General features: G+C 74.5%; 1 protein-coding gene. It reads right to left on the reverse strand.

Annotation, left to right across the window (positions count from 1 at the left end):
• Positions 1-99: 99 nt before the first annotated feature.
• The gene (locus AB8Z36_RS41395) at positions 100-459 is read right to left on the reverse strand and encodes a VOC family protein (RefSeq protein WP_369218484.1); all 360 of its coding nucleotides are present in this window, start codon (positions 457-459) and stop codon (positions 100-102) included.
• Positions 460-756 lie beyond the last annotated feature (297 nt).

The following is a 756-nucleotide window of genomic DNA, read 5'->3' on the forward strand; positions in this document are numbered from 1 at the left end:
GCCCGCCCTCGTACCGAGCGGGTGTGAAGCCCCCCAGGAAACGGATTCCGGCGGCGAGCGAGAAGGGTCCCGACGGTACGAGGGAGAGGGCGTGCACGGTCAGCCTCCGTGCGCGGTGAGCGTGTAGCCCTCCGGGCCCTCGAACGAGAACATCGGCCCGAAGGGGCTGTCCGCCATGGGCGTGAGGATCTTGACCCCGGCGGCGACGAGCTGGTCGTGCAGCTTGTGGGCGTCGGAGGTACGGAACCACATCACCACGCCGAGACCGGGCCGCGCGACGTCCGCGAGGTCGACACCGGGAATGGGCTCACGGAGGGCGAAGGGGGTCGGCCGGGTGTCGAACACGACCGCGTGCGGCGGCGAGAACGCGGCCCGGCGCATCCCAAGCAGCTGCTCGCAGAAAGCCGCCGCGGCCTCCAGGTCGCGGACTTGCAGGGCCACGAAGTCGGGGCCGTCGATCGTGACGGGGACGGACTCGTCGTGCGCGGCGGGCGCCTTGGCGGCTGCGGACGACGGGGAGGGCGCCTCCGCAGTTGCGGCGGGCGCGGATTCGGCAGGCGTGGTCAACGGAGAGAACGCCTCGGCGGCCGCGGCGGGCACGAATTCGGCGGGCGCGGTGGGGGCAGACCCGACGGACCCGGCAGGCGGGGCGGGCGCCTCGGCGGCTGCGGCGGACGCGGATTCGGCAGGCGTGGTCAACGGAGAGGACGCCTCGGCGGCCGCGGCGGGCACGAATTCGGCGGGCGCGGTGGGGGC

The sequence above is a fragment of the Streptomyces flavofungini genome, assembly GCF_041028215.1.
Lineage (GTDB): Bacteria > Actinomycetota > Actinomycetes > Streptomycetales > Streptomycetaceae > Streptomyces > Streptomyces flavofungini_B.